Origin of the sequence: Aquimarina sp. TRL1 (genome assembly GCF_013365535.1) — a bacterium.
Lineage (GTDB): Bacteria > Bacteroidota > Bacteroidia > Flavobacteriales > Flavobacteriaceae > Aquimarina > Aquimarina hainanensis.
Window position 1 is genome coordinate 3,917,476 of record NZ_CP053590.1, and the last position, 26,298, is coordinate 3,943,773.

General features: G+C 34.2%; 23 protein-coding genes. 9 read left to right on the forward strand and 14 right to left on the reverse strand.

Going from position 1 to position 26,298, the window contains the following annotated elements; all coding sequences use genetic code 11:
• Nucleotides 1–18: 18 nt before the first annotated feature.
• The 3 genes from HN014_RS16035 to HN014_RS16045 all read right to left on the reverse strand — a co-directional run bounded on the left by HN014_RS16035 (nt 19) and on the right by HN014_RS16045 (nt 3,535).
• Nucleotides 19–513: a hypothetical protein gene (locus tag HN014_RS16035; RefSeq protein WP_176029864.1), complete on the reverse strand. Its 495-nt coding sequence runs from the start codon at nt 511–513 to the stop codon at nt 19–21.
• 150 nt (nt 514–663) lie between these two features.
• A complete protein-coding gene (locus tag HN014_RS16040) occupies nt 664–1,782 on the reverse strand; it encodes a GTP cyclohydrolase (RefSeq protein WP_176029865.1) in 1,119 nt (372 codons plus the stop codon).
• Between the two features lie 91 nt (nt 1,783–1,873).
• Nucleotides 1,874–3,535 carry a transporter gene (locus HN014_RS16045; protein ID WP_176029866.1) on the reverse strand — a complete coding sequence of 554 codons (1,662 nt, stop codon included), beginning with the start codon at nt 3,533–3,535 and terminating at the stop codon, nt 1,874–1,876.
• Nucleotides 3,536–3,635: 100 nt separating this feature from the next.
• Here HN014_RS16045 and HN014_RS16050 point away from each other — a divergent pair, with 100 nt between their 5' ends.
• The 4 genes from HN014_RS16050 (at nt 3,636) to HN014_RS16065 (ending at nt 9,168) form a co-directional block, all read left to right on the forward strand.
• A complete protein-coding gene (locus HN014_RS16050; RefSeq protein ID WP_176029867.1) occupies nt 3,636–3,908 on the forward strand; it encodes a DUF4834 family protein in 273 nt (90 codons plus the stop codon).
• Nucleotides 3,909–4,046: 138 nt separating this feature from the next.
• Nucleotides 4,047–6,386 (forward strand): YfhO family protein, encoded by a 2,340-nt coding sequence (locus HN014_RS16055; protein WP_368660060.1) that lies wholly within the window; start codon nt 4,047–4,049, stop codon nt 6,384–6,386.
• Between the two features lie 6 nt (nt 6,387–6,392).
• Entirely contained in the window at nt 6,393–7,676 is a 1,284-nt protein-coding gene (locus HN014_RS16060) for a glycosyltransferase family 4 protein (RefSeq protein WP_176029869.1), read from the forward strand.
• A gap of 31 nt (nt 7,677–7,707) precedes the next feature.
• Nucleotides 7,708–9,168 (forward strand): polysaccharide biosynthesis C-terminal domain-containing protein, encoded by a 1,461-nt coding sequence (locus HN014_RS16065; RefSeq protein ID WP_176029870.1) that lies wholly within the window; start codon nt 7,708–7,710, stop codon nt 9,166–9,168.
• A gap of 68 nt (nt 9,169–9,236) precedes the next feature.
• Here the strand turns inward: HN014_RS16065 and HN014_RS16070 are convergent, their stop codons facing one another.
• The 8 genes from HN014_RS16070 to uvrA form a co-directional block, all read right to left on the reverse strand.
• Nucleotides 9,237–10,541 carry a hypothetical protein gene (locus tag HN014_RS16070; RefSeq protein WP_176029871.1) on the reverse strand — a complete coding sequence of 435 codons (1,305 nt, stop codon included), beginning with the start codon at nt 10,539–10,541 and terminating at the stop codon, nt 9,237–9,239.
• A 290-nt stretch (nt 10,542–10,831) separates the two neighbouring features.
• On the reverse strand, nt 10,832–12,355 hold the full coding sequence (locus tag HN014_RS16075) for a hypothetical protein (protein WP_176029872.1): 1,524 nt from the start codon (nt 12,353–12,355) through the stop codon (nt 10,832–10,834).
• A 445-nt stretch (nt 12,356–12,800) separates the two neighbouring features.
• On the reverse strand, nt 12,801–13,874 hold the full coding sequence (locus HN014_RS16080; RefSeq protein ID WP_176029873.1) for an L-dopachrome tautomerase-related protein: 1,074 nt from the start codon (nt 13,872–13,874) through the stop codon (nt 12,801–12,803).
• Nucleotides 13,875–13,894: 20 nt separating this feature from the next.
• Nucleotides 13,895–14,569 carry a peroxiredoxin-like family protein gene (locus HN014_RS16085; RefSeq protein ID WP_176029874.1) on the reverse strand — a complete coding sequence of 225 codons (675 nt, stop codon included), beginning with the start codon at nt 14,567–14,569 and terminating at the stop codon, nt 13,895–13,897.
• 138 nt (nt 14,570–14,707) lie between these two features.
• Nucleotides 14,708–15,433, reverse strand: a complete 726-nt coding sequence (locus HN014_RS16090) for an AraC family transcriptional regulator (RefSeq protein ID WP_176029875.1) — start codon at nt 15,431–15,433, stop codon at nt 14,708–14,710.
• 168 nt (nt 15,434–15,601) lie between these two features.
• On the reverse strand, nt 15,602–16,288 hold the full coding sequence (locus HN014_RS16095) for a hypothetical protein (RefSeq protein WP_176029876.1): 687 nt from the start codon (nt 16,286–16,288) through the stop codon (nt 15,602–15,604).
• A 137-nt stretch (nt 16,289–16,425) separates the two neighbouring features.
• Nucleotides 16,426–17,061, reverse strand: coding sequence for a peroxiredoxin-like family protein (locus HN014_RS16100; RefSeq protein ID WP_176029877.1), 636 nt, complete (start codon nt 17,059–17,061; stop codon nt 16,426–16,428).
• A 71-nt stretch (nt 17,062–17,132) separates the two neighbouring features.
• A complete protein-coding gene (gene uvrA / locus HN014_RS16105; protein WP_176031138.1) occupies nt 17,133–19,913 on the reverse strand; it encodes an excinuclease ABC subunit UvrA in 2,781 nt (926 codons plus the stop codon).
• 239 nt (nt 19,914–20,152) lie between these two features.
• Here uvrA and HN014_RS16110 point away from each other — a divergent pair, with 239 nt between their 5' ends.
• Complete coding sequence (locus HN014_RS16110; RefSeq protein WP_176029878.1) at nt 20,153–20,737, forward strand: RNA polymerase sigma factor; 585 nt, start codon at nt 20,153–20,155, stop codon at nt 20,735–20,737.
• A 78-nt stretch (nt 20,738–20,815) separates the two neighbouring features.
• Complete coding sequence (locus tag HN014_RS16115) at nt 20,816–20,959, forward strand: hypothetical protein (RefSeq protein WP_176029879.1); 144 nt, start codon at nt 20,816–20,818, stop codon at nt 20,957–20,959.
• 14 nt (nt 20,960–20,973) lie between these two features.
• Here HN014_RS16115 and nth read toward each other — a convergent pair whose 3' ends face one another.
• The gene (gene nth / locus HN014_RS16120; protein WP_176029880.1) at nt 20,974–21,642 is read right to left on the reverse strand and encodes an endonuclease III; all 669 of its coding nucleotides are present in this window, start codon (nt 21,640–21,642) and stop codon (nt 20,974–20,976) included.
• A 271-nt stretch (nt 21,643–21,913) separates the two neighbouring features.
• Between nth and bcp the strand changes: the two genes are divergently transcribed.
• Nucleotides 21,914–22,363, forward strand: coding sequence for a thioredoxin-dependent thiol peroxidase (gene bcp, locus HN014_RS16125; RefSeq protein WP_176029881.1), 450 nt, complete (start codon nt 21,914–21,916; stop codon nt 22,361–22,363).
• Between the two features lie 90 nt (nt 22,364–22,453).
• On the opposite strand, the gene HN014_RS16130 is transcribed toward bcp, so the two are convergent.
• Together HN014_RS16130 and HN014_RS16135 are read right to left on the reverse strand one after the other, a co-directional pair.
• Nucleotides 22,454–23,899 (reverse strand): TonB-dependent receptor, encoded by a 1,446-nt coding sequence (locus HN014_RS16130; protein WP_176029882.1) that lies wholly within the window; start codon nt 23,897–23,899, stop codon nt 22,454–22,456.
• Between the two features lie 180 nt (nt 23,900–24,079).
• Entirely contained in the window at nt 24,080–24,337 is a 258-nt protein-coding gene (locus HN014_RS16135; protein WP_176029883.1) for a hypothetical protein, read from the reverse strand.
• Nucleotides 24,338–24,724: 387 nt separating this feature from the next.
• Here HN014_RS16135 and HN014_RS16140 point away from each other — a divergent pair, with 387 nt between their 5' ends.
• Both HN014_RS16140 and HN014_RS16145 read left to right on the forward strand, forming a co-directional pair.
• Nucleotides 24,725–25,486 carry an MBL fold metallo-hydrolase gene (locus tag HN014_RS16140; RefSeq protein ID WP_176029884.1) on the forward strand — a complete coding sequence of 254 codons (762 nt, stop codon included), beginning with the start codon at nt 24,725–24,727 and terminating at the stop codon, nt 25,484–25,486.
• A 2-nt stretch (nt 25,487–25,488) separates the two neighbouring features.
• Nucleotides 25,489–25,986 carry a hypothetical protein gene (locus HN014_RS16145; protein WP_176029885.1) on the forward strand — a complete coding sequence of 166 codons (498 nt, stop codon included), beginning with the start codon at nt 25,489–25,491 and terminating at the stop codon, nt 25,984–25,986.
• Nucleotides 25,987–26,298 lie beyond the last annotated feature (312 nt).

Here is a 26,298-nt window from a genome sequence, read left to right on the forward strand (position 1 = left end):
TAAAAGCAGGGAAGGGGGTTAGAGTTTTTCTCCACGGTCATCACGGTCATCGTGATCGTCATCTCTATCGGGAGTACCGTCGTTATCAAAATCATCATCTCCATCAAGAATTCCGTCATCATCAGAATCCTCATCATTGGGATCCAGTTCCCAGTCAATTTCTTTTTTATCATCAATTCCATCATCGTCAGAATCCCTGTCCAGAGGATCGATATCCAGATCAAGCTCAATACCGTTTTCTAATCCGTCATTATCACAATCACCGGATTTCCAATCGTCGTCAATAAGCTCCCGATCTTGATCTTGCGTGGTGAAATCACATCCGTTATAAGGATCGGTTCCTATACTAATTTCAGTAATATTAACAACTCCGTCTCCATCGGAATCTAGAGTGGGGCTGATATCTCCGACCGGAGTTGCTGGAATATCATCATCTGATGAGCAAGCTCCAGTAGTGATTGCGGTTAATGCCAGCAATGTGATTGCCGAACTGTACATTACAAACTTTTTCATTTCGTCTCTTTTCTGTATTAAAAATTAATATTATCGTATAGGGAAAGGGACGTAAGAATTCAGTAATCTAAATAAGGGGTTGTTTTTAGAAAGTGATCAGACAATTGTGCTAGGGGTTGAACTATTGCTTTCTTTCTTTTATGGGGTTGTTTACAATGCTTTTTTATAGGTTCTTCTCATTTTATGTAGTTCGTGCTCATAGCCGTTCCACAATGCTTGTATTGCTTTGTTTTCCTCCAGTTCAGGGTTGGTTTCTACAATTTTAATCCCTTTTCTGATAAAGGTTTCATTCATTTCCTTAAAGATGAGTGCTGTTACTCCTTTGTTTTGATATTCAGGATCAATTCCTATTAAATAAAAGGCTGCTGTATTGTTTTTTCGTTGTGCTTTAAGAATGTGTAAAAAGCCAAAAGGAAACATTTTTCCTTTCATTTTTTTCAGTGCCTTGGAGAAAGATGGCATAACGATAGAGAATGCAATTAGTTTTCCTTTTTCATCGCTAATACAGGTAATGAAATCAGGGTTGATGTATGGGATGTATTTCTCCTTATACATATCGATTTGATATTGTTGTATAGGGACAAAGGTTTGTAGGCTGCTATAGGTTTTGTTTAAAAGATCAAACATTTCATTTACATAAGGTAAAATTGCCTTACTGTTTTTGAAAGTGATAAGTTTTAGATTATAGCGATCCTTAATAATATCTGCAAACTTAACAACCTTGTCTTTTGTTTTGGTGGGGACTTTTATGCGATATTCTACCCAGGTAGCAGCATCTTCAAAACCTAACTGTTCTAGGTGGGTACGATAATAAGGATGATTGTACCAGGTGATCATGGTATTGAGTTCTTCAAAACCTTTAATAAGAATTCCCGCCTTGTCCATATTAGAAAAACCAACCGGTCCTTCCATAAATTCCAGAGAATGTTCTACGCCAAATTTGATTACTTCTTGTAATAATGCTTTGGTAACTTCGATATCATCAATCATATCTAACCAACCAAAGCGAACTTTTTTCTTTTTTTGTTCTTTTACTTCTATCCAGTTGATAATTGCGGCAATACGTCCCACAACTTTATTGTTTTTGTAGGCTAAAAAATATTTAGCTACGGCATTTTTGAAGACAGGATTTTTTAAAGGGTCAATGGCATCCAGTTCTTCTTTTATGATTGGGGGAACATAATAAGGGGAATTCTTGTATATTTCAAAAGGAAATTTAACAAACGTGGTTAAATCTCCTTTTGAGGTAATTTCTTTTGTCGTAATCATAGATATTCTCTAGTTCATAGCAAATATATATTCTTTTATGAAAATATACTGCTTAGAGAGGAATGATTTCTATATGTTTTGAGAAAATATGTTATAATCCTTCTCCGTCATCCTCTTCTAACTCTTTTTCCTTTTCTTCTTCTTCTTTCTTGGCTTTTTCTGCAGCTTTTTTAGCTTTTGCCTCTTCTTTCTTTCTTTTCTTTTCTTCCTTTTTTCTTCTCTTTTCTTCTTTCTTTAATCGCTTTTCTTCTTCCTTTTGAGCCCTTTCTTCTTCTTTTTTCATTTGCTCATATTGAGCATCAATGTCTTCTTCCTCTTCTTCCAGCTCTTTTTCTTTCGCTTTTTCAAGTTCTTTCGTATCCTTTTCTTCTTCATTGAAGAGCTCCTTTTCTAGATTGTCTAGTTTTTGTAGTTCTTTATCAATCTCATCCAGTTCCTGATCGACTCCTTGTTCTTTTTCCATTTGATCAAGCTCTTTGTCAATTTCCTTGATCATCTTAGCCTTTTCTTTTTCTTCTTTTAAACGGGCTTTTTCAGCTCTTTTAGCTTCTTTTGCTTCTCGCTTAAGACGTCTTCGTTCTTCTTTTCTGAATTTTTTGTCGTCTTTTTTAGCTTGTTTTTCATTAGCGATTCGCTCTCGTTCTAATCGTTCTGCTGTTCTGCGTTCATCCAATTCTCTTTCGATTTCCTGTCGATGATCATCATCTTCGAAGTCGTTAATGAATGGTGTTTTTCTAGCGTTTAATGTATCGTTTTCTTCTTCTTCGAATTCAGAATCAATATCTTCGAAATCATCCTCTTCATTATCTTCGAGGTCATCCGGGTTTTCTTGTATTCCGATACTTTCTCCTTCTTCTAAGATAATTTCATCTTTTTTGTGCCAATCAAATCGATAGGCTCCTCCAAAGTTTAGTGAGAATATAGAAGGAGTGTCTTTAAAATTTGTAGTCAAACTGGCATCAAACTGTATATCGTTATTTAATAGATAAGCTCCTCCGATTCTAAAAAGATCATCACTGTAGAAATCACTTTTTTGCCCTTGATATTCCCCAAAGACAGCCCAGTTGTCATTGATCGTATGCGTGGTGGTGATAATCCATCCATATGTAGGGTTTTCGGTTGTGATCTTATCTATAATGATATTCGTGACTAATACCCAGTTTTTAAAATTATTGGTAGTCCAGTTGTTTTGGGTAATTAGTACAAATTTAGGGCTGATACTAGGGTCATCTACAGGTGTAAATGGGTTATCAGCTGTATTGAAGTTCATTCCGGCATATACAGAAACTGCTGGAATAAGTGTTTTCCATTTAAATCGATGTTGTGCTTTCCAACTATTGAGGTCTATAGAATCTTTCTTAGGTCTTTTATAAGGATCAAATACCAAATATTTTGCTCCAATTGTATTGTTGACAAAATTAAAACGAGTTGTTTTCTGTTCATTAGCACCAACGGTTCTTTTTACTACATCCCCGCGAGCAGTTCCATCAAGGCGTATTTCTAATTGTTCTATCAATAACCCATAGCGTGCTTCGTAGTCCATTGTAAAAAAGCTTGTTTGGGTATCGCGCAATGTATGCTTTTCTTTACCAAACCCGAAACCACCTTCTCCTTGAAGCACATTATTCCCCACAGAGAATGCTCCCTGAGATCTTCCAGGTCTGTTTGTGTTTATTTTTTTGGTGTACTGCGCTGATAAAGAATAGCTTATTGTGAGAAAGCTAATAAGTATCAGAATAGATTTTGGGCTCATATTCAACAGATTTAGACCAAATATAGGAGAAATTATCATTTTTTTGGGATTGAATGCGGGTATTTGTATGTGGAGTTCATTATTTTTGAAAAAAAATAATATGCAAGAAGCTTCCGTTGTAGGGGTATTAAAAATTATTCTCATTATCGCATTAGTGTATTATGGGGTAAAGATTATAACGCGAATATTTGGTCCTCTATTGCTTAAGTATGTAACAAAGAAAGCAGGAGAGAAATTCCAACAACAATTCGATCAGTATCAACAGCAACAGCAGCCGTCTACTGATGGAGAAATTAACTATACTAAAAAATCGAAACGAAGCACTTCTAATAAAGAGGTAGGGGAGTATATCGATTATGAAGAGATTGATTAATTTGACTTTTTCAATAGGTCTAAAAACACACATTTCATGACATCTTTTTTCAAAAGATTTTTACCGCATATATTTGTTTTTATAGGTTTTGTTATTATTTCACTTCTTTATTTTAACCCGGTGTTAAGTGGAAAAAAAATGCGGCAAAGTGATATTGTCCAATACACTGGAATGGCACGTCAGCAAACAGATTTCAGAAATAATACCGGAGAAGAGCCCTATTGGACAGATAGTGCTTTTGGAGGAATGCCAACTTACCAGTTGGGAGCGCAGTATCCACATAGTTATTTAAAAAAAATAGATCGATTGATTCGGTTTTTACCCAGACCAGCAGATTATTTATTTCTTTATTTTATAGGGTTTTATATTTTGTTATTGGTGCTAAAAGTAGATTATAAGCTTGCTTTTCTAGGGAGTTTGGCTTTTGGTTTTTCTACCTATTTCATCATTATTATTGGAGTGGGACATAATGCAAAGGCACATGCTATAGGCTATATGCCTTTGGTATTAAGTGGAATTTTATTGATTTTTAAGAAAAAACGAATCTTAGGGTTCGGAGTATTAGCATTATCAATGGGATTAGAGATAGCGGCTAATCATTTTCAGATGACATACTACTTGTTTTTGGCAGTATTGATTATGGGAATATGTTATTTGGTCGATGCGTTTAAGAAGAAAACACTTCCTGCTTTTTTTCAATCTGTAGGAATTATGGTTGTGGCAGTGTTGTTTTCTGTATTGATGAATGCCACAAGCTTGCTGGCTACAAAAGAATACACAAAATACAGTACCAGGGGGTCTTCTGATATAACGATCACGGCAGATGGTTCGCAAAAAACAAGTTCGGGCTTAGATTATGAGTATATTACTACTTATAGTTATGGTATTCTGGAAAGCTTTAATTTATTTATTCCTCGTTTTATGGGAGGGTCTTCTTCTGAAAATATAGGAAAAGATGCGCATATCTATGAGAAATTATTGGCTATGGGAGCCAGTCCTTCTCAGGCATCTATGTATACAGAGGGAGCTCCAACATATTGGGGAGATCAGCCTTTTGTAGGCGCCCCGGCCTACATAGGAGCAGTAGTACTATTTTTGTTTGTATTGGCGTTGTATTTAGTGAAAGGAAAACTAAAATGGTGGTTAGTAGGTGCTTCTGTACTAACCTTACTATTATCTTGGGGGAAGAATTTCAGTGTATTGACTACTTTGTTTATTGACTATTTCCCAATGTATGATAAGTTCAGAGCGGTATCTTCTATACAGGTCATTATAGAATTATGTGTACCTATATTAGCAGTTGTTGGTTTACAACGTTTTTTTAGTAATAAGGTTACTGAAGAAGAAAAAACAACAGCCCTGAAGTATGCGACTGGAATTGTCGGAGGAATTGCTATCTTGTTTTTGTTGCTAAAAGGGACTCTTTTTAATTTTGTTGGAGCCAGAGATGGGATGTTGATACAGCAACTAGGGCTTGATTTTGTCGATGCACTTAAGGAGGATAGAAAAGCTATTTTTACGGCAGATACTTTACGATCTTTAGTATTAGTGTTATTAGTTGCCGGAGGCTGTTGGGCATACCTAAAGAATAAAATTAAACAACCGCTGCTCATAGTAGGAATAGCGATATTGATCGTATTTGATTTAGTGGTCATAGATCGCAAATATGTGAATAATGATAACTTCGTATCTGCTAAAGAGTTTCGAAGTGCTTTTGTAGCCACTAAAGCAGATAACAAGATATTAGAAGATAAAGGACATTATCGTGTATACGATTTATTAGGAGATCCTTTTAATAGTGGAAGAGCTTCGTATTTTCATAATGCATTAGGAGGATATCATGCAGCAAAAATGGGAAGAATTCAAGATCTATTCGAATTTTATATTTCCAAAGGAGATGTAAGTATATTGAATATGTTTAATGTCAAGTATTTTATTACCAAAGATGAAAAAGGAGCGATAGTACAGGAAAACCCTTATACGAATGGGAATGCCTGGTTTGTTTCTTCTCTGAAGGAAGTAACAACAGCTGATGATGAAATTCTAGGATTAAAAGGATTAAAAAATAAAGAGACGGCACTTATTCATACTGATTTTTCTGTAAAAAATACTCAGTATTCGGTAGATAGTTTGGCAACGATTAAGTTACAAACTCATCAACCTAATAAGCTAGTATATACTACGAATAATTCAGCGGCAGGATTTGCTGTTTTTTCTGAAGTTTATTACAAAGATGGATGGCAGGCATATATTGATGGGAAGCCAGTATCTCATGTTCGTGTAAATTATATACTAAGAGGGTTAGAGATTCCAGAAGGAAAGCATACAGTTACGTTTGCCTTTGAACCGCAGGTGATACAAACAGGAAGTACAATTACAGTTGCAAGCTCTATTTTGTTTATACTGTTATTGGCAGGTTTTATCTTCTATGACTTTAGAAAAAATAAAAAAGGAACACATACTGATCAGGCGCATTAAGTTAGTATGAAGAAAGTATTGATTATAACATATTATTGGCCGCCAGCAGGAGGTCCAGGGGTACAACGATGGTTAAAGTTCGTAAAATACCTTAGAGAATATGCTATAGATCCGGTGGTGTTTGTCCCGGAAAATCCGACATATCCTATAAAAGATACCTCATTATCGACAGAAATACCTGAGGATATTACGGTACTTAAGCGTTCTATTTTCGAACCCTATCGATTTGCTCAGTTTTTTTCTAAAAAAGACACCAATACAATTAGTAAAGGAATTATAGCTAGGGGAGAAAAACAATCATTTATACAGCGGTTGTTATTGTATATTAGAGGGAACTACTTTATCCCGGATGCCAGAAAGTTTTGGGTAAAACCATCGGTTCGCTTTTTAAAAAAATATCTCAAAAAACATCAGATAGATACGATTATTACAACCGGTCCTCCACATAGTGTTCATCTTATAGGCTTAGAGCTCAAAAAAGAGATGGGCAGTAAATGGGTGGCAGATTTTAGAGACCCCTGGACTACTATCGGGTATCATGATAAATTGAAGCTGGGAAAACGGGCTAAAGAAAAACACACATCATTAGAAGAGGAAGTATTGACGAATGCAGATCATGTTTTGGTAACAAGTAATACCACAAAACATGAGTTTGAAGCCATCACACTACAACCAATAACAGTAATTACTAATGGTTATGATTACGAGAAGGGAGTAGAAGTTTCATTGTCAGATCGTTTTACGATCTCTCATATTGGTTCTTTATTGTCAGGGAGAAATCCTGTTATGTTATGGAAAGCACTATACGATCTTACCGAAGAACATCCTGATTTTGCTACTTCATTAGAGATACAATTGGTAGGAGCAGTAAGTGAGGATGTATTAGAAAGTATAAAAGGAGCAGGATTGACCTCTTTTTTAACATTAAAAGGATATGTGTCTCATCAAGAAGCAGTGGCTATTCAGCGTAGCAGTCAATTATTAGTTTTAATAGAAATCGATGTTCCAGAGACACGCTGTATCATCCCTGGTAAATTGTTTGAGTATATGGTGTCAAATCGCCCGATATTAGCTATTGGACCGGAAGGAGCAGATATTGAAGGGTTGATCAAAGAAACAAATACTGGAGTTTTTTATCAATATAGGGATTATACGGATATCAAAAAACAACTGTGGGAATACTATCAGCAGTTTTTAAAAGGGACATTACAAACGCAGCCAATAGGCTTGCAGCGTTTTAGTAGAAAAGAATTAACCCGTACGTTATCAGAAGTCCTGAAGAAATTATAATTTTATACTACAAATATCAAAAATATCTTGAGTGGGGGTCGTCATAAAACAATCCATACGTAATATAATTACTACCTGTGTGGGCTTTGGTCTTGGAGCTGTTAATACCTTGTTTTTAATGACCTGGTTTCTGGAGCAGGAGTATTACGGATTGATTAGTTATGTAATATCTGCAGCCAATCTTGTTTGGCCTTTTTTAATTTTTGGAGCTCATAATACATTAGTGAAGTTTTTTTCCGCCTATACAGATTCATCAGAACAGCATCGTTTATTGAGTTGGTTATTACTAATTCCATTATTCTTGTCTGTAGTATTAGCAGGAATGGGAATACTGCTTTATCAGCAGTTACTCGTATTTTTTGATGGAGAGAATGCGATTGTAAAGCCTTATGTGTGGACTATTTTTGTGTTGGCATTTGCTATTACATATTTTGAAGTGTTTTATGCCTGGGCCAAAGTAAAACTGCAGAGTGCTTTTGGAAACTTTCTCAAAGAAATATTTACCCGATTTGGAATTGCTGTTTTATTGATATTAGTAGCAGTAAAGATAATAGAAGTCCAAGCATTTGTTTATTGGTTAATGGCGGTTTATATACTTCGGTTATTTATAATGATGGGCTATGCCTTATCGCTTCATCGTACTTTTAGGTTTCGATGGACGCTTCCATCTAATTATAGCTCTGTTTTTAAATACTCCGGTTTAATTGTATTAGCGGGGTCAGTAGCTTCTTTTTTGATTGATTTGGATAAAGTAATGATTGAACGTTTTATGCCTATCGGTAATTTAGCCAATTATACGATTTGTGCTTATATCGCCAGTGTGATTATTATGCCTTCCAGAGCTATGCATCAAATAACATATCCATTAACAGCAAAGTTGATTAATGAGAAGCAGTATGATGCTCTGAGAACTTTATATCGAAAAAGTGCTTTGAATTTATTTGTGATTAGCGGATTGTTTTTTGTCTTGATTTTGTGTAATGTACATCAGCTTTTCGAATTGATTTCAGATAAGTATCAATTACATATTTGGGTTATTCTTTTTATAGGACTTACCAAATTGTATGATAATTTTTTAGGGAATAATAATGCGGTTTTATATAATTCGGATTATTATCGAATTGTATTGATAATAGGGATTGGAATGGCTTTGTTAGCTTTTGTACTAAATGCATTGTGTATTCCTTTTTTTGGGATAAAAGGAGCTGCTTTGGCTACATTCATTGCTGTTTTTGTATATAACACAATGAAGCTTTGGATTGTTTATCAAAAATTCGGGATGCATCCTTTTTCGAAGCGTATTGTTGGAGGAGGGATTCTTATTCTCACGGCTACTGCTGCTTTTTATTTTTGGGAATTTTCTTTTTCTCCGATAGTGAATATTGTTTTAAAGAGTATTTTGATCGGGATAAGTTATGTGGGAGCAGTCTTACTTACAAAGCTTTCTCCTGATATTACTGACATAATAAGAAAAATCCCTCGAGGTGCATAAGGCATTCAACTCTTGAGGGATTTTTCAACTAACCAACCAAAAAATATATATACTAAGTATATTTTATTTTAAATGCTTCTCCTGGAGCGACTATGAGAACTTGTAGCTCTCGAACCTGAAGTTCTGTTACTTCGGGAAGCGTTACTTTTTCTTGTCTGCGTTCTGGTAGCAGCATTGCTTTTACTACTATATTGACGATTATATGAGCGTTTTGTTGCACCATTAGCTCTATTTCCTGAGAAATTTCTGTTCGCAGATCGAGAAACAGTTCTTGGAGCTCGATTTGTTGTAGTTCTAGTAGTGGTATGTGTTCTTGTTTTTGTATACGAAGGACGATTTGTTACACTACTTCTACTTCTGGTGGTGCTAGTTGTCACCGTTCTTGCTTTTGGCGCTTTGCTTCTAGAATTCGAATAGTTACTTCTACTGGTTCTGGAAGGAGTCGTGCTTCTGCTAGTATGAGTAGATCTACTGGTATTCACGGTAGAACGACTTGTACTTCTGCTTCTGGTAGGAGCTACTGATCTGGTATTATAATTAGATCGGCTTCTGGTAGTTGCATTAGATCGATTAGCACCTCTGCTTCTAGAAGAATATGCAGTATAGTTTCTGTCATTTCTGGAATACATAGCAGCTCTTCGGTCTCTAGACTGATATGCCAGACTTCTGGCAGAACGAGCTCTTGATCCTCTGTGATATGCTACAGAACGCTGACTAGGTCTGTAATAATTTCTATTTCTATAAGGAGTTCTGTAATACCCGCTATAGTAATTAGTTCTATAGGTTCTGTAAGAACATCTAAAAGGAGTGTAATATCTTCTATATGGTCTATTGTATACAATACATCTGCTCACAACGGGTACTGTAAAATATCTGTGGTAAGGTCTGTATACGTAATGCCTGTTGAACCTATTGATATATCCGGTACAATAAGTGAAATTTCCGTAGCTGTTATAGTTGATATATAACCCTCCTAACCTGGATAAACGACCAAAGTTATTATAGTTAAGAAATACATCACCTACTTGTATAATTCTTCCGTAATAATCATAGAATATAGGTACTTCTTCTACCTGTACTACAGCTCCATAATCATCGTACTGTACAAACGGATCATAGTTGTATCCTGAATTAAAACTGATGTTAATCCCGGGAGCGTTTACATTTACATTAATGTGATTGTTAGGTCTGTTGATATAAAAATCAAATTGACCATCCGGGTATATAGAAAATTCAATGCCTCCTTCTGTAAAGATAAAAGACTTTCCGTAGTTATAGGATCTATTATAACTTGTTCCTTCATTTGATTCATATGCATTAGCAGATATTGTCGCTAACATAACCCCGGCAAATAATAGCATAAATTTTTTCATAATCAGTGTTTTTTAAGAAAGTGCAGAAATTTTAATTCCGAACTCGATTAGTTATATGCAAGCAGCGTGCCAAAAACTATGAGAATATGTTAAAGAAAGTGGAGTTTGTATAGGGTAATCTGTTGTGAAGTGCTGAATTTATTGATATAATGATAATAGTTATAGAGAGGAAATCCTCCTGATAGAGTAGAGGAAAGACCTCGGAAAATCAGATTTTTTTACTTTTTTAAATAAAAAAACAGTAATGATATTCCATTACTGTTTATATATATTATAAAACGGATTAGTGTTTAAAGACTACATGCATTTGTGGCTAACATTTCCTTTGTTGGGTTATAAGCATTTTTACTGCATTGAAACGTATGAATCACGGTGTTTTTAAAAGCACAGTGATTGGATAATTTTTTATTATTAAAAATCCATAGTCTGTTATCAACATTATTTAGGGTTGTAAATCCTTTTACATCGATTAACTCTGGATTAGCAAGAATCCATAAATTATCAACTTTTTGAAGCAATTCGAATGTGTTGATTTTTTCCAATTTATCATTAGAGACAATGCGAATAAAGCCTGCTGTGCGCAGATTGTCAAAACCTGTAAGAGCGGTAAGTGAAGGAAGGTCTTTTATACGTAATTCTTCGGTGATATTTTCGAGGTTTTTGAAGCCTTGAAGATTGTGTAAGGATCCATTATCTTCTATAAAGAGATTGGTTAGGGAAGTAAGGTTTTCCAGTGCATCAACATTCTCTAAAAAAGTGTTATACTGTATTGTTAGTTTAGCACCGACAGTTTGTAGGTTTTCTAATCCTCTCAGATTTTTTAAGTTTTTTTTTGTTCCGTTGGAATATACTGTTGAACGATTGTTTTTGATACGTAGTTCGCCAGTAATTGTTTTCAAATCTTTTAGGGAACTCATATCAATAACATTATTGATAATAAGACTTCCTTCTACTTTAGTATATTGTTTGGCAGCGAATATTTCTAATTCGTCTTGATTACTAATAAATTTATTTCCTGTAAATACTTTTTCCCCTGCGGTTTTACAATTGTCATTAGTAAGGTGTTCTTTACTTGGGTTATATCCATTTCCGTTAATAATGATGTTCCCCTGAATAGTTGTATTTTGCAAAGCACAAAAATTATATAAGGAAGTGTTGGATGTAATTGAAAGATCTTTTGCTATTGATGTTAACTGCTGTAGTCCTTCCAGATCAGAAAGATTGTTATTGGATCGAATATGAACCGATCCTCCTATTTTTTGTAATAGGTTAAGTCCTTTCCACTGAATAAAAGAGGGATGGTTGGCAATGATAAGACTTCCTCCGATTTCGGTAAGAGACGTTAATCCATCAAGAGAACTTAATTGTCCGTTATTATTTAAAGATAAATCACCTCCTATGAATTGCAATCGTGATAAACCACTAATATTAGTCAATGCTTCTGCTTTGGAAATAGAGAGTGATCCTCCTATTTTTTCTAAGGCTATTGGAGAGATTGTTTTCAGGTCAGGAGTGTCTAATAAAGCATTTTCTTTAGTATAGCTTATAGAAAGATTTCCTGTGATTTCTACAACATCCTTGAATGGAGAGATATCATGAATACCAGCAATAAATACATTTCCATCAATACGTAGGTAGTTGTTTTTAGTGTAAAAATCAATGAGAGCTTCTTGACTATTTAGATAGAGGTCTCCTTTATAGATATTTTCGGGATTAATAATTGGGGAGTTTGGAGCGTTACTAGTATCATCATCACTCTGACAGGCGTAGATAAATAAAAGAAGAACTCCGAGATAGTACACTGTTTTTTTCATTTTAATTGTTTTCTAAAGGTTTATTATATACTTAATAAGCATTGCAATTCAATCTAATATTGCAATGATATATAACTCACAAAGTGAGCAATTGATGTTTCAGCTTGAATTTCGAAACGAAAAAAAACAAGCAAATATCTTATGAGCTAACAAGAAGATAATATGCTTTTGCACGAGATGCTACGGGGAGTTCCATATTATGATGGTATAGCAACTAAAATATACCTCTTAGTATCGTACTAAGATTATCTGGTATCAATGCGTGCGCAAAAGTATTATTAATATCCTTTCTGAACGTTAAACAGTTGTTAATTGGGAATTTCTATAAACGTTAAAATGTAAATGTATCTGATAAATAAGGGGTTATCTGATACACTCCAGCTATTCTTAGTTCATATATTTGCTTGTTGTGTACTTGGTATTACTCTGAGATTATTTTAGCATTTTATTTAAATTTTAGTTTTAATATTCTGAATGGAGTTTTTGCCAGGTCTTTCCCTCCTGTAAAAGCAGAAGATTTATGCAATTGATTTACGGCGATATAAAGCCAGTCTTTATGAATTCGTAGATTGTCAGACCAATCTAATAAAGGATCTTTTTTTAGTGTCTTTAATTTTTTATTAGCTGTTAAGACATCAATACTATTGTTTTGAATATTGGTAAAATAGTGATTGTTTTGACGATCAGTTGCAGCGCCATCTGATATCGGTTTTGCTCCAGTTATGGTGATATGTGAGAAAATTTCAGCATCTTCACTTTGATCTCGTATTATCTTGGTAGGAACCTGATACCATTTAGTACCATTCATAGCTCCGTAAAATAAGGTTTCTCTATCAGCCGAAAGTGTTATAGGGTTTAGACCTATTCTGGCAGGGTTACCCAAAAAGTGTTGAACGTTTCCGTCGATAATCATATCGATGTCCTCTGATTTCATGCTCGCGGGATGGCTTATTTTTCTATACGTTCTTTTATGAATATCTACTACGATGATTCCTGGGTTACCAAAATCAGCCAGATATACAAACCCATTTTTTTCATCCACAGCCAGATCCTGAACGAAACTGGTTTTAGGGGCAAGTTCCACTGGAATGTCAAAACGCATGATTTCTTTTTTACGATCAATATCAAAAGCAAATACTCTTGTTTTACCAATGTTTAATCCAGCATCGATTACCCATAAACGATTTTCGGTGTCAAAAATGATTCCTAACGGAGTGTCTAATTTGGTATCTGATTTGGTGTCTATGGTCGATTGCACTACTTCAGTAGGGAACGCTTTATAGCTAGTGCTATCTGTTATCTCTACAAGTTGTAGATTGGTAGCTCGTAATGGATGAATACTGGAAAAAATTCTTCCTTCTTTAGATACAGCGACATTTCCTGGGTTGATATCCATTTCTGCTACAACTTCCAGCGTACCTATGGGTTTTTCCTTGGATATAGGATTCGTTTCTTTTTCTTTATTGGTAGTACAAGCCGTTATCGCTAGTAGAACCAGAGAAATAATATGAAGTTTCATATATAGTATAAATTATTTGTTTAGTGATGATTATGGTGAGTTGAAGATTCGTTTTGGTGTGAGCTGAGCACTTCCAAAATTGTTTCTACATCTAATCGGTGGGTGTAATCTTCTGGAATAAAACTGTACAGAATTTCTCTGTTTTTATTGATGATATAGGTAGCAGGCATAGGCAATTCATAGTCTGTATTCCCATTATGAATATCCACATGAAGGTTAAAGGAGTGATAGATATTTATCAAATCTTTAGGAAGGGCAAAAGTAAGTCCCAGTGATGTAGCATATTCATTATTAAGATCACTAAGAACAGAAAATGTCAGTGCATTTTTTTCTGTTGTTGTTAGTGAATGATCAGGCGTTTCCGGAGAAATTGCTACTAACTCAGTATTTAGTTTTTTAAGTTTAGGTAGTACTTCCTGAAGTGCTCGTAATTCCATATTACAAAAAGGACACCATCCTCCTCTATAAAAAGAAATGACTAAAAAATCATGTGTAAAATCAGCAATAGACATTAATTTGTTAGTGCTGTTTGGGAGCTTAAAATCAGGAAGTTTGTTTCCTTTCTGAATGGCTTTACTACTCAAAGATTGCTTTTTGAGCTCCTCAGTACTTCGTTCCATAATATCCCAGGTAGCTGCCGGGATGTTTTCTTTGTTTTTTGCTTTTCTGGCAGCAAGTGTTTTTGATAATTTCATCTTTATATGTATTATATTGTTATAGTTGTTGTAATGAACTCAAACAATAATGAGTTATTTATAGAACAAAGATGGAACTATAGGAGGAGGAAGGAAATAGAAAAAAAAACAAAAAGATGGAAAAAATTCCCCGTATTTCTATTGAAATTGAGCTCTGAACTGAGTAGGAGTAAAGAGTGTGTTTTTTTTGAAATATTTAATAAAATAATATGGATCTTCGAACCCTAATTGGTAGGCAATCATCTGACTGGTATCGTCTGTGGTTAGTAATTTTTCTTTGGCTTTTTCAATCACTTTTCCGGTAATGAAATTACAGGGAGTTTTGTTTTCATCCTTTTTGACCTCTCTGATAAGTTGTTTTAAAGGTATTCCCAACATTTCGGCATAGGTTCCAGCGCAATAGTTTTGATCTATATGCTGATCTATGAGCTCTGAAAATTGTTCAACAATTGATAATTCTTGTAAACTATTAATGTAATCGTTTAACAACTCATTCCATAAAATGTGTAAGTAGCTGTTAGTTATAGGTTTGTTGTTTTTGTTGTGAAGAAGTGATTGAATTTGTTTTTTTTTCTGTGGGATATCTTTTATAGTGTGAAATTCAAAATTAGAATGCAACTGTTCCAGCCCTGTTTTTATCTCTGGAAAAGACGATAGGAAATCAGGAGTCAGTTTAATGATGAAACCGTCTATAAAAGGGGAAGCTGTAATGATATCAAAAGAAGTGTCAAAAAAGAAATATGTTTTGGAAGGAATAATCTGTTGTTTCCCATTTCTTTCTATACTAATAGTTCCTCCAAAAAGAATACATACATTTTTGCTTTCAGGAGTAATAGTTTGATTGTTTTTGACAAAAGATATCATTTCTTAAAAAATACTAGATTAATATATGCAAAAACTTGCACAGGAGCTAATTATAAAATCTAAAAAAAACAGCTTTTTTTATTAACAGAATCAATTTTATCGATTCCTCGTTAAAAAATAAATATGATTAATCCCCTTTTGAGAACTATTCAAAAGAGGATATTTATTTTAATCATCGTCATCATCATCGTCATCATCATCGTCATCGTCATCATCGTCATCATCATCGTCATCATCATCGTCATCATCGTCGTCATATTTTCTTTTCCTAAATGTTCTTTTATGATGATGAACATCCCCTTTTCTATAAGGCTTGTATCGTTTGCCATCCAGGTAGTACCAATTATCTTCTTCGGAATAGCGACAATATTGACAATAGTCAAAAAAGATATCACCTTCTGTATACCTAATATTATGAAAACGATCATAATAGATATATAATCCACCAATCTGAGATACTAAATTTCTTCTATAGCGTACCCCGACAGTACCAATTCTTCGAACTCGATCATATCGATCATAATTAATAGACACACGTCCGATTCTTCGTATCCTGCCAAATTGATCATATCGTATGTCTAACCTGGGATGGCGATAGCGCCGATCTCTATGGGGAGTTTTGTAGCGTTTTGCATTTGTCCAGTGATCACGATGGTGATATCTGGGAATTCTATAATCTAATTGCCCCCCTGGAAATACAAAAAACTTAACTCCAGCTTCTTCAAAAATAACAGCTTCCCCGTGATAAAAGGAATTTTTTCCTTTTGTGTGATGTGGTGTGTATCTTGGATGGTTTGCCTGAGCAGTTGCTACTACCAGTAGCATAGCTGCAAATAAAAGTACCATTTTTTTCATATCTAAAACGTTTACTGTGTACACCTACTGGCTAGCATTTCGGTATTCACTGTTTTTGAGATAGAAATAACCAAAGGATGTGCCAAAAGCAGTTATTTGGATAAAAAAAATGATACTTTTAATAGGTGTTATAGGCTTTATAGCTGGTTTATAATGTCTTGAGGATCTGCTCTTTTTTTGTAATCCTCTTCTAGGTAATCATAGCTAATGGTTCCATCTTGTTCAATTATATAGGTAGCAGAGATGGGTAATTCGTGGTCTGAATTGCCATTACTTGTTTCTACATCAATGTTAAAACTTTTATAGATTTCTACCAGTTCATCAGGTAGTGCAAAAGTCAGATTAAAATTTTTAGCAACTACATTATCCTTATCAGAAAGCACTTGAAAACTGAGTTCATTTTTTTCGGTTGTACTCAGAGAATGATCAGGAGTTTCTGGAGAGATGGCGACCAGGGTAGCTCCGTTTTTTTCTATTTCTGGTAATACATTTTGGAGCGCCTTAAGTTCTAAATTACAATAAGGGCACCATCCTCCTCTATAAAATGAAAGTACCACTTTCTTTTCTTTTAAAATATCTTGTACAGATACCTGTTTTCCATTAGCATTAGGAAGCGTAATTTCAGGAATTTTATTTCCCTTCTTTAATGCCTGAGCAAGGATTTTCTCGGTGCGTAATTGTTCAATTGCAGCGCCCATTACTTTTTGAGAAGCTTGTGGAATTTTAGTAGCAGAAAGATCTGCATATGCTTTTAAATCTTTTGTGAGTGACATATAGGTTATATTTATTGTTATATCCTTGTAGTCGTAAGCACAGTGATTGGTTTACATCTATTAACAAAGCTTTATAATTTATCACGGAGGTATTTTCCTGTATGAGAAGCCTTAATTTTTATTAATTCTTCCGGAGTTCCCTGCCCTATAATTGTACCTCCAAGTATCCCTCCTTCAGGACCTAAGTCAATAATATAGTCTGCACATTTGATCAGATCAATATTGTGTTCTATAACCAAAACAGAATGTCCTTTATCTAATAATTCATTAAAAGATTTTAACAATTTTTTGATGTCATGAAAGTGTAATCCAGTAGTAGGTTCATCAAAAATAAATAAGGCTTTGTCTTTGGTATTTCCCTTTACTAGAAAAGAGGCCAGTTTGATTCGTTGTGCTTCTCCTCCGGATAGCGTAGAGGAACTTTGCCCTAATTTGACATACCCTAACCCGACATCCTGTAACGGTTGAAGTTTTCTGGTGATTTTAGTTTGTTTATGAGTGTAGAAAAAATCAATAGCATCATCAATGGTCATGTTGAGGATATCATCGATATTCTTATCTTGGAAAGTAACTTCCAGAATTTCTTTTTTGAATCGTTTTCCATTACAAGTTTCACAGACTAAATGTACATCAGCCATGAACTGCATCTCTATGGTAACTTCTCCTTCCCCTTTACAGGTTTCACATCTTCCTCCATCTACATTAAAAGAAAAATGTTTGCTTTTATAATTTCTTATTGCAGATAGTTTCTGATTGGCAAAAAGAGCTCTAATATCATCATAAGCTTTAATATATGTAACAGGATTAGAACGGGACGATCGTCCTATTGGATTTTGATCGACAAACTCTACATGTTTTATATTGCTGTAGTTTCCTTTTACTTCTGTGAATTGTCCAGCTTTTTCTCCATAACCTCCCAGTTCTTTGAGGAGTGCAGGGTAGACAATCTTTTTTATTAAAGTACTTTTTCCACTTCCAGATACTCCTGTAATAGCAGTAAAAACTCCTAAAGGAATAGTTACATCTATATTATTCAGGTTGTTTTCTCTGGCTCCTACGATATCGATGTGATATTTAGAAGTACGTCTTTTTTCAGGAACCTCAATTGATAACTTATTACTGAGATATTTTGCGGTTAATGAGTCTTTTTTAATAATTTGATCATAGGTACCTGTAGCGACAACTTCTCCTCCAAAACTCCCGGCTTCCGGTCCTATGTCGATAATTTCATCTGCGGCTTTCATAATATCTTCATCATGTTCAACAACAATCACAGTATTACCGAGATCACGTAAAGATAGCAATACATTAATTAATTTTTCCGTATCCTTAGGGTGTAGTCCAATACTGGGTTCATCCAGAATATACATAGAACCTACCAGGCTACTTCCCAGTGATGTTGCCAGATTTATACGTTGAGATTCTCCTCCTGATAGTGTATTGGATTTTCTGTTGAGTGTAAGATATCCAAGTCCTACATTCTCCAAAAAGCCCAAACGGCTATTAATTTCTTTTAGTAGGCGTTTGGCAATAGATATTTCATGTGTACTTAGTTCTAGATTTTTAAAAAAATCACTGACTTCATGAAGTGGTTTTTCTACCAGCTCCGTTATAGTTTTATTTCCTACTTTTACATTGTTAGCTTCTGGACGTAAACGGGTCCCTTTACAGGTGTTACATCTGGTTTTACCTCGATACCTGGATAGCATAACACGATTTTGGATTTTATATGCTTTGGCTTCTAGTTCTTTAAAAAAACTATCAATTCCTTCAAAGTATTCATTTCCTTTCCACAGCAAGCTTTTATCTTCTTCTGATAACTGATAATATGGTTTGTGGATTGGGAAATCAAACTTATATGCATTATTGACTAATTGATCTTTGTACCAACTCATACTTTCTCCTTTCCAGGGGAATACAGCGCCTTCATAGATACTAAGTGCTGTGTTGGGAATTACCAGATCTTCATCAATTCCAATAACATCTCCATATCCTTCACAAGTGGGGCAAGCTCCATAAGGATTGTTAAAACTAAAAAGATGGACATTAGGTTCTAAAAAAGTAATCCCATCCAGTTCGAACTTATTGCTAAATTCTCTCAGGGTATTGTCTTGTAGGGTTTGTATATAACAGCTTCCTTTTCCTTCAAAAAAAGCGGTGCCGACAGCATCTGCTAATCGGTTATAAAAATCTTCATTATCTCTTTTGATGATTCGGTCAATGACTAAATGTATCTCATCAGTTTCTTTGTATTCAGCTTCTTCAATTCGGTATACAGTATCATTTACTTTGATTCTGGCATATCCTTGTTGTTGGAGTACCTGCAGCTTTTTTTCGAGTGTTCTGCCTTCTTCTACGGTTATAGTAGATAAAAGTAATAGTTTAGCGCCTTCTTCGAATGATTTTACATAGGCGACTACATCACTAACAGTTTCTTTCTTTACCTGATTTCCGGAAACAGGGGAGTAGGTTTTCCCAATACGCGCATAGAGAAGTTTTAAATAATCATAGATCTCAGTAGTAGTTCCGACTGTCGATCTTGGATTGGTAGAGTTTACTTTTTGTTCTATAGCAATAGCAGGAGCGATTCCTTTTATATAATCTACCTTTGGTTTATTTAATCGCCCCAGAAACTGTCTGGCATAAGAAGAAAGACTCTCTACATACCTACGTTGTCCTTCTGCATATAGTGTATCAAAAGCCAAGCTGGATTTTCCGGAACCAGATAAGCCTGTAATGACTACCAATTTATTTCTGGGAATTGATACATCCAGATTTTTAAGGTTGTGGAGCTTAGCGCCTTTGATTAAAATATGATGTTTTGGGTCTTTAGTTGAGATGTCCTGAACCATGATTAAATACAGTAAAACAGCAAAGATAATCATTACGATAAAAGTATTATAATGCTTTTATAAATGAAGTTTTGATAAAAAAATTAACAAAAAATACTTGATTTTAAAGGATAGTTATTATATTAGCGACCGAAACACTCATATTATTAACTAAGAAAAGATAGCCTATAGTACATTTTTACTTTTAAGTTTAACATGGCCCGACCCCAAGCTTGTTGGTGCAGTAAAAAGTAAAAAGTATGAAAGAGTACACCCTGACTGATGCTGTTTTGGTTAATAATTATATCAAAGGTGACGAAAGTGCTTTGTCTATTTTAATCGAACGTCACAAACAACGAATCTACAGCTTTATTTATTCGAAAATTTTTGATAGAGATATCTCTGAAGATATTTTTCAAGACACTTTTATAAAAGTGATTCAAACATTAAAAAAAGGAAAATACAACGAAGAAGGAAAATTTCTTCCTTGGGTAATGCGTATTGCTCATAATTTGGTCATTGACCATTTTAGAAAAGGAAATCGCATGCCTAAGTTCGAAGATAATGGAGAGTTCAGTATTTTTTCTGTGATTAGTGATAATAATTTAAATGCAGAGCGAAGATTGATTAAAGATCAGGTAGAGGAAGATTTGAGAAATCTTATCCTAGAATTGCCTGAAGACCAGAAAGAAGTACTGGTAATGCGTATGTATAAAGATATGAGTTTTAAAGAAATTTCTGATAAAACAGGAGTAAGTATCAATACGGCATTAGGAAGAATGAGATATGCTTTGATTAATTTAAGAAAAGTGATAGATAAAAATAATATCGTATTAACTAATTAAAAAGTTAAAAAGTGTTAAGAATGTAATAAAGTATTTTTTGCCTCGTTATTGAATTATAACAAAACAATAACATTATTTATGGCAAAATTTTACTTTGAATCCTCACAGAGAGATAAACAATTAAACCCAAGAAAAAGTACAATCGACTTTATTCTTAATTATTCGAAAGCATTAGAAATTTTAGAATATAAGAAGTTAAAGTTTGAAGCACTTCTTAACTAAGAAACAAAAAGCCTCTATTTAATAGAGGCTTTATTTTTTTTGAGATATTCGTTGATAACGGTTTTTCTTCCGATAGTTTTAGTAATTATATCTTTTTCCAGATCCCATCCACGTGCAGGAGAGTATTCTCTTCCATACCATATAATCTGAAGATGAAGGTCATTCCATAGTTCTTTAGGGAATAATCGTTTGGCATCTTTTTCTGTCTGTGTAACATTTTTTCCGTTGCTAAACCCCCAGCGATACATCAACCTATGAATGTGAGTGTCTACAGGGAAAGCAGGGATTCCAAATGCTTGGGATAAGACCACTCCAGCAGTTTTATGTCCTACTGCAGGAAGTTCTTCTAGTTCTTCAAAAGTCTGAGGAACCTCTCCATTGTGTTTATTAATCAGGATATGGGATAATTCATAAATCCCTTTGGATTTCATAGGGCTTAATCCTACAGGTCTGATAATATCTCTGATTTCTTCTACCGAGAGTTTAATCATTGCATAAGGATTATCTGCTCTTTCAAATAATAAAGGAGTGATTTGATTAACCCGTACATCCGTACTCTGGGCACTCATTAGTACAGCGATTAATAATGTATATGGATCTTTGTGATCAAGAGGAACAGGAATTCTCGGATAGAGCTCCTGAAGTGTTTTTATGGTAAAATCAACTTTTTCCTGTTTCGTCATGGTGTATTTTTTTGCTAAAATATAAAATCAAAGACGCATATCTGCTGTCAGAGGGCTTCATATTTTGAATATGTGATATCAAAAATGGAGTTATTTTATAAAAAAGGAAGGTTTTTATAATATGAAAAGATAATAAGCAGATTGAAAAATATTATAATTCCAATCTGAGAGACCTTAAATATTTGTTATACTTTTATAGCAAAAATTGCCAGGTACTATTTTTTTTAATTTCAGAAATAAGAACCGGTCTTATTAATTTTATAACAGATTTATGACAACATTAAAAATAGGAGATAAAGCTCCTGAATTTTCTGCATTAGATCAGGAAGGAAATACGATAACATTGGGAGATTATAAAGGAAAAAAACTAGTAGTTTTCTTTTACCCTAAGGCAAGTACTCCGGGATGTACTGCAGAGGCTTGTAATTTAAGGGATCATTACCAGACATTTTTAGCACAAGGATATGAGATTCTGGGAGTAAGTGCAGATAGTGCCAGACGTCAATTAAATTTTAAAACCAAGAATGAACTGCCTTATCCTTTATTAGCAGATGAAGATAAAAAAGTAATAGAAGCTTTTGGTGTATGGGGACCTAAGAAATTTATGGGACGAGAATACGATGGAATTCACAGAACTACTTTTGTTATTGACGAATCAGGCGTAATAACAGATGTAATCTCCAAGGTAAAAACTAAAGAACACGCTGCTCAGATACTGTAGAGAACAGCATTGAGTTACACAATAAAAATAATAAGAGCGGTTAGAAAAATACTAACCGCTCTTAATTTATATATAATAAAGAATAAAGTATTATACTGTTTCTTTCTCTTTATAACCAAATAGATGATTGTCCTTTATTATTTGAGAAACTCCTTCTGGTAACTTGTTTTCCCATCCATCTTTCCCTTCCTGTATCCATTGTAGCACCTCTCTGGAGAATACATCCATGATACTTTGATCGTAGTCTACAATGTCTTGTAATTTTCCGTTGTATTTAAAGAACTTGTACAGCTCTTTCATACGAGGGTGAACTTTTAGGTTATCACTAGTGGTGATATTTCCGGTTTTATGATCTTTTAGCGGATATAAATATACTTTGAGATCTTTGAAAAATAGTTTACCAAAAGCTTCTAGGATTCCACCACTCAGATGGCGATAATATTTCTCGTCAAAAATTTCGATAAGGTTATTCACTCCCATAGCTAAGGCCATACGCTCTTTGGTATAGTTAGAGAAGTATTCAACCATTCGATAATATTCCTGGAAATTAGAAATCATTACAGTTTGTCCCAGAGAACAAAGCAATTGTGCTCTGTCCATGAAATCCTTTTCATCGATTTCTCCCTCTGCTCTAAGGTTAGATAAAGTAATTTCAAAAATAACTTCAGTTTTGTTTTTGTTTACCTTATTTTCTTTGAGAAACATATTTAACGATTTCTCATAGATATCCATATTTACCTTGGTAACAGGTCTGAAACTACCTCTAAGGGCTAAAATGTTTTTCTTGTACAGGATTCTGGCAGGAAGGATATTATTTCCGTCAGGACCAAACATGACAGCTTCCGTCATTCCGTTTTTCACTAACTGAAGACTCATAAGTCTATTATCTACCTTAGAGAATCTTGGACCAGAAAAATTAATAGTATCGATTTCTATTTGATCTTTATCAAGATTATCGTACAAGTAACGAAGAAGCTTTTTCGGATTATCGTATTTATAGTATGCACCATAAATAAGATTTACTCCTAATACTCCCAAAGTTATTTGCTGTAACCGGGCATCATTCTCATGAAAACGGATGTGTAAAACAATCTCGTTATATGCTTCATTAGGTGTAGTTTGGTATCGAATACCAACCCACCCGTGTCCTTTGTATTTTTTAGCAAAATCAATAGTTGCTACGGTATTAGCATAACTAAAAAATAATTTGTTAGGATGTTTGTCTCGTGATATTCGCTCTTCAATTAAGTTTACTTCATGAGCAAGCATTTTTTTCAATCGCGCTTCTGTGACGTATCTTTTATCATCTTCGATTCCATAGATAGCATCACTAAAATCCTTGTCATATGCACTCATCGCTTTTGCAATCGTACCAGATGCTCCTCCTGCTCTAAAAAAATTTCGAACAGTTTCTTGGCCCGCACCTATTTCTGCAAAAGTACCATAGATATTTTCATTAAGGTTAATTCGTAGCGCTTTACTTTTAATAGAGGGGACAGATTCGAATTCTTTGTCTCCCATAATCGTGATAGGCATAGCTGAATGGGCTTTTTTTGTTTATGTAAAGGTACTAATACCTGTATAAAAATAAAAAAGGAGCCTAAGGAAATTCTGTATTTTTTATTAATTCAAAATAATAAAAATGTGTATTGGCATCGATAAGCCTATGCTTACTAGTTGGGTAAATGAAGGGAATCAACACTTTGTATGGGTGGTTTAAGCATTGTCGCAATAGCATTCAAATTGCTTTTTCGAACTTATTTTATCACCAAAAGGGGGGTATCCCAGATATGTAAGTTGATTTTCTACTGTAGAAATATCGTTCGCTTTTGTAAAATTAAAAGCAATTGTAGCTTGTGTATGTCGTATTTCTATAAAAGAAATATTTTTTATACTCGATAATTCTTTTTTTAGTCCTTCCGCACATTGAGGGCAATCTAAATTGTGTACCCGGATATTTGCTCGTTTTATCATAAGTAGTGTTTGATTATTTATTAGCTCGTTACACAGAGAAAAGGGGAACGCTGGTAACGATTTTTAGTTTTAAAACTTTTACTGTTAGTTATATACATAATTACATTTTTTTTAGTGCTTTTATTATAAAGTGTAATTACTTATCCTCATAGCGGTATAAGATGTAATTATATATTAGAAGTATAAGAGGCTGTTTTTTGCAGAAAAGAGGAAAGATTCTTCTAAGAGAAGAATAAAATAAAGAAGTGCGTACTTTTTGGTAAAAAAAATATAAGTACATTTGTTTTTAATCCTTCTTCTGGAAGGAATTTCCTGAGACTACCTCAGGATCTTTGTTCGGAAGCATCCCTCGCGAGCTTGCTCCGAGTCTATTGATTTCAATAAAGAATGGAAGTAATATTTCTTGGTACGGGAACATCTCAGGGGATTCCGATTATAGGGAGTGATCATCCTGTGTGTAAAAGTGAAGATCCCAGAGATAAGAGATTAAGGGTCTCTGTATTGGTATCCTGGGATGATTATACCTATGTGGTAGATTGTGGACCGGATTTTAGACAGCAGATGTTGTCTAATGACGTTAGACGAATAGATGGGGTATTGTTTACACATGAACATGCAGATCATACCATGGGATTGGATGATATTCGTCCGTTCTTTTTCAGACAAGGAGATATTCCGATCTATGCACATAAACGTGTGATGGAAGCATTACGAATTAGATTTGATTATATTTTTTCTTCAGAAAATAAATATCCGGGAGCTCCCAGCGTCATAGAAAATGTACTAACTAACCAACCATTTGCGCTGGGAAACCTGGATGTGATTCCGATTAATGCATCACACAACAGGTTACAGGTATTTGGATTTCGATTTGGGGAGTTTGCTTATCTCACAGATGTAAAGACTGTAGCCGCAGAAGAAGTAAAAAAATTAAAAGGATTAAAAGTGTTGGTGGTAAATGCATTGAGAATAGAAGCGCATCATTCACACTTTAATTTAGAAGAAGCTTTGCAATTTATTGAAGAAGTTGCTCCTGAAAAAGCGTATTTAACGCATATAAGCCCTAATCTTGGATTTCATGCAGCAGTAGAAAAAACATTGCCAGAGCATGTTTTTATTGCATATGACAACCTAAAAATTACTATTTAAAAATGAGAAGTAAGATATTTCTGTATCTGTTTGTATTTTCCTTATTGTTCATCCTTTTTATGTTTATGAATGCTAAAAAAGCAAAAGAAGCGTATGATAAAAAAATTGATCGGTTAACAACTAAAGTTAAAGAAAAAGAAGCTGCCATTGATTCGTTAGTAGATGTAACGATGGATTTGACATATTTTTCTTTGGAGAGTAGTGAAGAAGCGGTTTCTTATTTTGAAGAAAATGGATACAATGCTTCAGAGCTGGCCTCAACAATATCTGATCAGATTATAGGACAGAATAAAGTAGACGATGATAATCCGATAATTCCATTTGCAGGAATGGAAGGAAATATGAAAATTAATAAAGTACGCTTATTGAATCACAAATGGATTATTGCAGATTTTACCGATGGAGTATATTGGGGAGAATTGTTCATTTCTTATGAAGTAAATAAAGATCAAACAGTGGATTTTGAGGTAGAAAAGTCTTTTTTATATCCTAGAAACTGATTTAATTAAGATTGTATATTAGAAATCTATTACAATCAGACACGACTTCAATAGATGTCATTCTGTTATATTTCTCTTATTGACCATCGTATTGTTATGCTTAACTAGATGAAACATCTTATTTATCTCATTTTCAAACTTTATTATGAAATGCTAATACATAAAAAATGCCCTATAAAATTACTATGCACTGGCTAAGAGGAGGTGGTATTATGGGATAAGCCCAAAACATCGATTGAGTTTTGCACTTTTCAGTCATAGTATTGTTTTAGATGATAATGAAAAAATACTTGTTTTATAGAGCATTTTGTA

Coding starts and splice junctions, on each gene's coding strand:
- HN014_RS16040 (WP_176029865.1), bottom strand. CDS start 1,782: ATGATTACGACAAAAGAAATTACCTCAAAAGGAGATTTAACCACGTTT.
- HN014_RS16080 (WP_176029873.1), bottom strand. CDS start 13,874: ATGAAACTTCATATTATTTCTCTGGTTCTACTAGCGATAACGGCTTGT.
- HN014_RS16085 (WP_176029874.1), bottom strand. CDS start 14,569: ATGAAATTATCAAAAACACTTGCTGCCAGAAAAGCAAAAAACAAAGAA.
- HN014_RS16045 (WP_176029866.1), bottom strand. CDS start 3,535: ATGAGCCCAAAATCTATTCTGATACTTATTAGCTTTCTCACAATAAGC.
- HN014_RS16070 (WP_176029871.1), bottom strand. CDS start 10,541: ATGAAAAAATTTATGCTATTATTTGCCGGGGTTATGTTAGCGACAATA.
- HN014_RS16060 (WP_176029869.1), top strand. CDS start 6,393: ATGAAGAAAGTATTGATTATAACATATTATTGGCCGCCAGCAGGAGGT.
- HN014_RS16130 (WP_176029882.1), bottom strand. CDS start 23,899: ATGCCTATCACGATTATGGGAGACAAAGAATTCGAATCTGTCCCCTCT.
- bcp (WP_176029881.1), top strand. CDS start 21,914: ATGACAACATTAAAAATAGGAGATAAAGCTCCTGAATTTTCTGCATTA.
- HN014_RS16055 (WP_368660060.1), top strand. CDS start 4,047: ATGCGGCAAAGTGATATTGTCCAATACACTGGAATGGCACGTCAGCAA.
- HN014_RS16145 (WP_176029885.1), top strand. CDS start 25,489: ATGAGAAGTAAGATATTTCTGTATCTGTTTGTATTTTCCTTATTGTTC.
- HN014_RS16110 (WP_176029878.1), top strand. CDS start 20,153: ATGAAAGAGTACACCCTGACTGATGCTGTTTTGGTTAATAATTATATC.
- HN014_RS16095 (WP_176029876.1), bottom strand. CDS start 16,288: ATGAAAAAAATGGTACTTTTATTTGCAGCTATGCTACTGGTAGTAGCA.
- HN014_RS16100 (WP_176029877.1), bottom strand. CDS start 17,061: ATGTCACTCACAAAAGATTTAAAAGCATATGCAGATCTTTCTGCTACT.
- HN014_RS16035 (WP_176029864.1), bottom strand. CDS start 513: ATGAAAAAGTTTGTAATGTACAGTTCGGCAATCACATTGCTGGCATTA.
- HN014_RS16115 (WP_176029879.1), top strand. CDS start 20,816: ATGGCAAAATTTTACTTTGAATCCTCACAGAGAGATAAACAATTAAAC.
- HN014_RS16140 (WP_176029884.1), top strand. CDS start 24,725: ATGGAAGTAATATTTCTTGGTACGGGAACATCTCAGGGGATTCCGATT.
- HN014_RS16090 (WP_176029875.1), bottom strand. CDS start 15,433: ATGATATCTTTTGTCAAAAACAATCAAACTATTACTCCTGAAAGCAAA.
- nth (WP_176029880.1), bottom strand. CDS start 21,642: ATGACGAAACAGGAAAAAGTTGATTTTACCATAAAAACACTTCAGGAG.
- HN014_RS16050 (WP_176029867.1), top strand. CDS start 3,636: ATGCAAGAAGCTTCCGTTGTAGGGGTATTAAAAATTATTCTCATTATC.
- uvrA (WP_176031138.1), bottom strand. CDS start 19,913: ATGGTTCAGGACATCTCAACTAAAGACCCAAAACATCATATTTTAATC.
- HN014_RS16075 (WP_176029872.1), bottom strand. CDS start 12,355: ATGAAAAAAACAGTGTACTATCTCGGAGTTCTTCTTTTATTTATCTAC.
- HN014_RS16135 (WP_176029883.1), bottom strand. CDS start 24,337: ATGATAAAACGAGCAAATATCCGGGTACACAATTTAGATTGCCCTCAA.